Below are 7,498 nucleotides of genomic sequence, written 5' to 3'. Positions count from 1 at the left end.
TTTTTGTATGGTGCGCGCTTGCTAGTGTTGTTCTTTGTTGGTTTTGTTGGCTGCTTCATTTTTTTTTTAGTGAGTGTTTTTGCTTTTTTGTTTTTGTTTCTGTTTTTTTTTTTTTTGTTTTTAGTGTTTTTAATTTTTTTTTTGGTGTTTTTAGTCTTTTTTGTTTTTTTTTTTTTTTTTTTATTTTTGTTTTTTTTTTCTTATTATTATTATTTTTATTTTTTTTTAAGTTTTATTTAGTTATAATTTTTTATATCAATTTTGATACAAAATTGATTACTTGTTCTAAAACAAGGGTTTGTCCTTGGACAGTTTTGGGTTAAACTAAGAACATTCTTTCACATTATCTTCCTTTAAAATTTGGGGTTGGGAGTATCCCACCTTACCTTTCTTTACACCATCAAGCATAGATTAAAATCCTATGTTAATAGAAAAGCCAATCAACTCATGAGTATATTTTTACAAGCACAAAAAAGGCGTTGATAACAAAATACAGCCACAAATTATTTTTATCTCTTTGCCTGTATGCAGCTTTATTGCTAGTACAGAATCTTGCTTCAGAGGATTCTCTTCAAACTTGAAGTCAATTTTGCTGTTTATAGATAACTCAATAAAGATTTAATCCTCTTTTGTGTTTCGGGGATTCCCAAAACAAATATGCAAGCTCCCAAATCAATGCCGCCTTTTTTACCAAGTAGGGCTAAACGCAAGCTTTGCATAAACAGACTAGGTTTAATTTGAGATTCTAAGGAGTGAGTAAAATCATGAATGAATGTTCTATAATCTTGTGTTGTAGAATCTATGAGAGAGGCTTGTTCTTCTATCAAGCTAGATTGAGATTCTAGATGTACAGAAAAATTCTTTAAGGCGGAAATTAAAATCTCTTTTTGGTTGCCACCAAAAAGCTTTTGCAGCATTGTTTTATCATAAACCGGGCTTTGAGATTCTGTATCGTTCGAAGCAGTAGGAGCATGAAGCACGTGTAGAATCTCCTTTCTAAAATCCACAAGATTATTTACTCTTAGCTTTAATTCAGCAAGTAAAATCAATGCTCTTTCTTTAGAATCTGCCTTTAATGGTTCAAGTATGGGAACGTTGAGCAACACAGATAAAACATCATTATCTAAATTTTTTATATGCTCGCTGTTGAGCCAATATAACTTAGAAAAATTACATGCAGAAGCTTTACTGTGAATCCTTTCGGGATTAAAACACTCAAGCATTTCTTGCAGGCTAAAAATCTCCTTATCTCCATAACTATATCCTAGTCTAAAGAGAAAATTCAACAAAGCCTCTGGGAGGATTCCAGCCTCTCTATATTCTAACACAGACAATGCCCCGTCTCTTTTGCTAAGTTTGTGCCCTTTTTCATTGCAAATCATAGGAATATGATAGAATCTAGGCAACTTAAATCCCAAGGATTCATAAACAACAATTTGCTTTGGCGTATTGGAAATATGGTCATCACCGCGTATTAAATCAGTGATTCCACTGAGAACATCATCAATGGCAACCACAAAATTATATGTTGGGGTTCCATCACTTCTTAGAATCACAAAATCATCAATTTCATTTGCAGGAAAACTAATCTTGCCTTTGATTCCATCGATGAAACTAATTTCACCCTGCAAAGGGGCTTTGATTCTCACACAAGGTTTTATGTCCTTTGGAATCTCACCTTCATAGTCTCTATATCTACGCGTCAATTCTGCATGATTAACACTCCTATTTTCTCTTATTTTTTGTAATTCCTCAGGGCTAAGATAACAGTGATATGCCTTATTAGAATCTAAAAGCTTATTGGCATATTCTTTGTAAATCTCTAATCTTTGACTTTGATAAAACGTGGGCTGATCGTATTCTAAGCCTATCCATTTAAAGGCTTCTAAGATTCCATGTAATGCCTCTTGACTATTACGTTTTGTGTCTGTATCTTCAATTCGCAACAAGAATTTACCCTTTGTCGCTCTAGCATGTAGATAATTATAGAGGGCTGTTCGTAATCCACCAATATGTAAATGCCCCGTAGGAGATGGCGCAAATCTTGTAATAACCATTATTAACCTTTGTGTGAGTTTGTCAAACTTAATTATACTCTATTTAAGTTGTGCTTTAGAACACCATTTCTTAGTTGATAATAATCAACTTCATGCTTTAGTGATTAGCTAATGTCTAAATAGATTTGAGAATTTGCACAAGCGCAGTTTCTTGTATCAATGAAATATTTTAGAATCTTTTTAACTCAATGATATAAGAATCAGATACTTTGGGTTTTTGCATGTTTGTTTAGCAAAACATGTAGGGGCTTTGGATACAATCAACATAAGATGAAATAAGAATTTCCTTTTGTGCTGACACTTCATAACCAAAAGGCTATCTTTAAAAATCTTTTATGTATTATAAGCGTTGCTAATCTTTGCTCGGATAGAATCTACCCATTCTACAAATTCTCCACTCTCTTTGACAAAATACACACAACACTCTCTGATAAAGTGCAAAAACCATTTATTTTAATTTTGTGAATGAGTGCTAAATAAGATTTTATGCACATAAAGCGTGGATAATACTTAGCAACCTTTATTATTTATTATTGGATTATAACCCGTTCTTAAGTCTTTTATTCGAATTAAAGAGGCATTATCAGTAGCTTTATTCTTTAAATAAAAAATCCTTTTGATACACGCGTAGCAACGCAATAAAAAACGCATTAATTGCTGGACCAATAATAATACCCCAAAATCCAAATGCCCCAAGTCCTGCTAAAATAGCAAAGAAGATAAGAAACTCGCTGATTTTTAATGGTTTTTCTAATAGTTTATGATTGACAATGCCAATAAGCCACGGTTTAACGATATTGTCAATCACAAATCCAATAAATACAGTGCTATATAATGCGACAATAATTGCTGCTTGTAAATTATCTTGAAAATACAAAATGAGGCTCACAGGTAACCATATTATAATACCTCCAATCACAGGGATAAGAGAACAGATTCCATACACAATCCCCAAAATGATACCATTGAATCCAAAAATATAAGTGATAATCCCAAAAGCACTACCCTGTAATACAATATTAAAAAGGGTAGAAAGAAACACAATGCGCAATGTCCCGCTTACTTCATGAGAAACTTGCGTGATTTGTTCTTGATTAAAAGGTAAAAGGCTTATGATATAGGCATAAAACCTTTCACCCCAACAAAAGAATATAAAGAGGAATATCACAATAAAACATCCATCAATAACAAAATTCAAACTGCCTTGTCCAAAGGTGCTTGTATATTTCAAGACAAGTCCAGATATTTTACTTAATGAAATATCATTAAGTAAGTTTGTAAAATCTTGTGCCAACACATGATCCTTAAGAAATGGAAGTGTATGAAATTGCTCTTTCATCTTATTGAAAAGTAAATTCAGGTTGCTCCAATCCATATTTTTTAACCCCAAAAATGCACGATAGAGAACAAATCCTAGAGGTATAAAGAGCAATGCAGCCATGAGAAAAACGGCACAAAGCGAGGAAAGAATATTATATCGGAGGAATTTCTGTAAATAATTTTTTATCCAAAAGCTGCTCACACATAATAGAAATGCTATCATAATGTCAAAAATATACGCATAGTACAGCACAGTCATAGCCCAGCAACAAAGTAAAAATATTATGGCAAAAAAGATTTTTATTTGCATGATAGTCCTTAATTGTCGTGAATCTGCATGGTTTGCCTACACAAAGATTCAGTCTATACCCTCTACCTTGACTTGTATTGCTTCACTGCAATGTGATGGCACTTAAGCGGCGTTGAAACACATATTATATTTGATATTCGTTAATTTTAGCATTCATCTGCATATCGATAAAATAATAACCATAAAGTTTAAGCCTTGATTTTGTTGTGTTGATATGCTATTGCTCAAATAAGTAAAAGCAAATTTGTTCTTACATTTTAAGCGATGAGAGATTTTCGACATACACACTTTGGCTAGGAAAAGCGAAGTTTAATTCGCATTCTGCAACAATATCCATAATTTTTAAGATAATCTCTTCTCTCACACGCAAAAAATCAGCCTTAGCTACACTTCGAGTAAAACAATCTAATGTAATATTAATGGAGCTATCTGCTAATTCATCTATGCTGACATACACACCGCTTTTATATCCTAGATAATCACTGATTGAAATAATATCTTTACGTGCAGAGAGTTTATGGTCGGCTTCATCAAGCATGACTTGTTTGTTGGGATAGGCAGCAATTTCTTCATGGTTAATGAGCATTTGAGTAATTTTTTCTACACAGATTCTGAGCTTTTCTGGTGTAGCATCATAGGTAACACCCACAGCCATTTTTATTCTTCGCCCCTCTTTTCTACGATTCCAATTAATAATGGATTTACCTGCAAGTTCGGAATTAGGCACAAACAATAAGGCATTATCAAAGGTTCTAATTGTTGTGCGCCTCAAACCAATTTCAACAACTGTGCCTTCAACATTACCCGCAACAATCCAATCTCCTTGCGAAAAGGAATTATCTAAAAGCAGCATAACAGACGCGAAAAAATTAGCTAGCATATCCTTAACTGCTAGTGCTACAGCAAGCCCCCCAAGCCCTAAGGAAGCAATAATGGCAGAAACATTAAAGCCTAATTTTTTAAGAATAATCAAAACAGCAACAATGCAAACAACGCTATATAAAACATTTAAAATAAGATTAATAACTTCTTTACGAAAGCCTCCGTCTGATTTTTGTGCAATAGTACTAATCAATGCCGCGCCGTAACTTTTGATAATCGCAATAAAAAGCCATGCGATATTGAGAATATAAAAAATCACAAACCAATTCGCGATACTTTCGGGTTCCAAGGTGGGATAATACAAGATTCCAATAGATACACTGACACTCCATGCAAATAATAACCATGATATAGGCTTTAAAATCCCTTTTTGAATCTCGGCATGCAAATCTTTATCCTGCCGTGAAATATGCACGATGAAATCCATTACAAACATAATGACTTTAGCAACAAGCTTGCGAAATGCCCACAAAATCAAAAATATTAAAAGTGAGATGAAAACCTTTGCTATGATAAGATTTGAATGATCAACAGGAATAAAATTCGCAATTTCCTCTAAAAACCACTGCATTGTGAGATTAAGCAGGGTGTTTTGAGGGAGTAATTCAGAAGATTTTAATTCTAAATAAGAAAGAATCTCAATGTAGCTAGCGAGCATATTAAGATATTTCTCCTCTTCCCCATCTAATATTTCTTTTTCTTTTTTTAAGAGTGAAGAGGGGATTTCAAAGTGGTTTGGTAATTGTTTAAGCTGTGTAATACTTGGATTGAGAATCCCAAGAACTGTTGTTTGCTGTGAGAAAAAATCAAGCCGTTTTCGTAACGAAACTAATGTGGTAAAAAATATTTTTTGTGCCTTTAGCATTTGCAAAGAAATATTATTTTGTAGAGCAAGAAAATCATTATGCAAAATCGTTGATTCGTTAAATTGTGCTTCTTGCTTTTTATGGTCTATACTATTAAGCTCAAAATTAAATACAATGGGCTTTTTATTATTAACGATATGAAGAGGAAAAGATTCTAAAAGAATCTCTTTTTTCTCTACAAGCTCTTCTTTAGTAAGAAATCGCAAGGGATTTGTTTGTTGAGAAACTGTTTTGTCTTCTTTGTGAGCAATATCAATAAAACGAATATGCCAATTTAACTCCACTATGGAATCTACTAAAGAATCAATACTTTTATCTTGTGTGATAGGCTGCACTTTAGATTTTGTTGTACCAGATAGGTCGTTTTGATTAGAATCTGCGGAGCTAGATTCTCTCTTGTGTTCATTTGCTTGTAAGAACATTATCGATAGAGTGAGCAATAGAGCAAATTTACTAAGTTTTTTTATTGATTTTATGATTATTAATGCAACAGAGGATTGCAAGGTTGATTCTGTGTTATTCATTAGATTCCTTATGTGGTCAGATTTTGTCTGAAATATTAAAAAATATCCTGTCTTGATAGACAACATACTGCTTAACATACATTTTATAAAGCAATTCATAAAGGGCTGTTAAGAGGGCATGAGTGTCGCAACAAAACCTCTATCAAATCCAGCATAATCTTTATAGAACTCTGCTTTATAACCCACTTGATTCAATATCTCACGCATGCTTTCTTTTTGATTGTAGCCCATTTCACAGAGGAGATATATAATATTTCTCTGCCTTGCTTGAATGATGAGCTTTTTTAGAATCTCATCTCCTTTCTCTCCACCAAACAAAGCAATATGAGGTTCGCAGAGAACTTCTTGGTTGAGTGGATAATGGTTGGCGATATAAGGAGGATTGGCAATGAGCAAAGGAATAGAAAGGGTGCTTGGCAAATAATCAGAATCTAACAAATCAGATTCTATAAAATTACATCGGTCATCTACTGCATGTTGTTTGGCATTGTGTATGGCAATGTGAAGTGCTTGATTGCTTATATCAGTCGCTATAGCATAGAGATTTGATACATTCCTTAACAAAGCTATACTTATTGCACCACTACCCGTGCCTATTTCAATAAAATGTGTGATATGTTCTCTTTGTATTAATTCTATTGCTTTTTCTACAAGGATTTCTGTTTCGTTGCGTGGGATTAACACAGAATTATCAACATAAAATTCTAAGCTAAAAAAGCTTGCTTTATTAATAAGATACTCGATTGGAGTGCCGTTTTTACGCATTGCTAAAAGTTTGAAATACCTTTGTTTGTCATAATCGCTAATTTCCCTATGATAATGAGCATGAAGTTCCACTCTTGTTAGACGGAGAATATGACAAAGCAGTAATTCAGCTTCATAACGTGGGCTATTAATGCTAAATTCACTCGTGAGATTGCGGATTTTTGTAGATTCTTGTGCAACATTAGAGGAAACTGATACTTGGGAGATTTTATGGCTAGAAGTGTCTTTCCCTGTGTGTTTTGCATCTTTAGGAATCTTGTCATTCTCAAAGGAATTAATATCTGTTAAGAGATACTCTGTTTCATAGACGAGCCGTTTAAATTCCTCAAGATTCACATCTCGCAGGAATGCTACTGCGATTCGCAGCAGTAAATCAATAGCTGTCATTGAGAATCCTTAGCGGCATTTGTAGAATCATTGAGAGCATTTAATCTGTCAATAAGTGGTGGATGTGAAAAATAAAAAAAGACATACGCTGGGTGTGAATAGGGAAAAGATTTATTTTCATTTACCAAGCGAATAAGTGCTTCACTTAGCGCTCTCTTGCTTGCGCATGACGCACCAAACGTGTCGGCTTTATATTCTGCTTTGCGACTAAAATAGCTTTGAAGGGGTCTAATAAGAAATGTAAAAACAGGTAAAAGCAATATGTCAAGCATAAGGATATTGCTATCAGTTGGTTTTAATCCTATATAGATACACATATCCTTATAAAATAAACCCATTATTATAAAAAAACACAACATAATCCCACCTCCCAAACTTACATTACTT

General features: G+C 33.5%; 5 protein-coding genes. All 5 read right to left on the bottom strand.

The annotated features are described in order from the left end of the window. Positions 1–596: 596 nt before the first annotated feature. The gene (gene gltX, locus CQA44_RS10500) at positions 597–2,057 is read right to left on the bottom strand and encodes a glutamate--tRNA ligase (RefSeq protein ID WP_115547188.1); all 1,461 of its coding nucleotides are present in this window, start codon (positions 2,055–2,057) and stop codon (positions 597–599) included. Between the two features lie 592 nt (positions 2,058–2,649). Continuing rightward, positions 2,650–3,687: an AI-2E family transporter gene (locus CQA44_RS10495; RefSeq protein WP_115547187.1), complete on the bottom strand. Its 1,038-nt coding sequence runs from the start codon at positions 3,685–3,687 to the stop codon at positions 2,650–2,652. A gap of 250 nt (positions 3,688–3,937) precedes the next feature. Beyond that, entirely contained in the window at positions 3,938–5,959 is a 2,022-nt protein-coding gene (locus CQA44_RS10490; RefSeq protein WP_181881877.1) for a mechanosensitive ion channel family protein, read from the bottom strand. Positions 5,960–6,067: 108 nt separating this feature from the next. Next, positions 6,068–7,111 carry a peptide chain release factor N(5)-glutamine methyltransferase gene (gene prmC, locus CQA44_RS10485; RefSeq protein ID WP_115547185.1) on the bottom strand — a complete coding sequence of 348 codons (1,044 nt, stop codon included), beginning with the start codon at positions 7,109–7,111 and terminating at the stop codon, positions 6,068–6,070. Beyond that, the coding region (locus CQA44_RS10480; protein ID WP_147289794.1) for a M48 family metalloprotease at positions 7,108–7,498 on the bottom strand (391 nt) is incomplete at its 5' end. The genes CQA44_RS10480 and prmC, both read right to left, overlap by 4 nt.

This window comes from Helicobacter sp. MIT 14-3879, assembly GCF_003364125.1.
The sequence above is the reverse complement of the archived record's forward strand: the minus strand, read 5'-3'. Positions and strand labels throughout refer to the sequence as shown.

Excerpts from the sequence above, each read along its gene's own strand:
- gltX (WP_115547188.1), bottom strand. The coding sequence starts at position 2,057 with ATGGTTATTACAAGATTTGCGCCATCTCCTACGGGGCATTTACATATT.
- CQA44_RS10495 (WP_115547187.1), bottom strand. The coding sequence starts at position 3,687 with ATGCAAATAAAAATCTTTTTTGCCATAATATTTTTACTTTGTTGCTGG.
- CQA44_RS10490 (WP_181881877.1), bottom strand. The coding sequence starts at position 5,959 with ATGAATAACACAGAATCAACCTTGCAATCCTCTGTTGCATTAATAATC.
- prmC (WP_115547185.1), bottom strand. The coding sequence starts at position 7,111 with ATGACAGCTATTGATTTACTGCTGCGAATCGCAGTAGCATTCCTGCGA.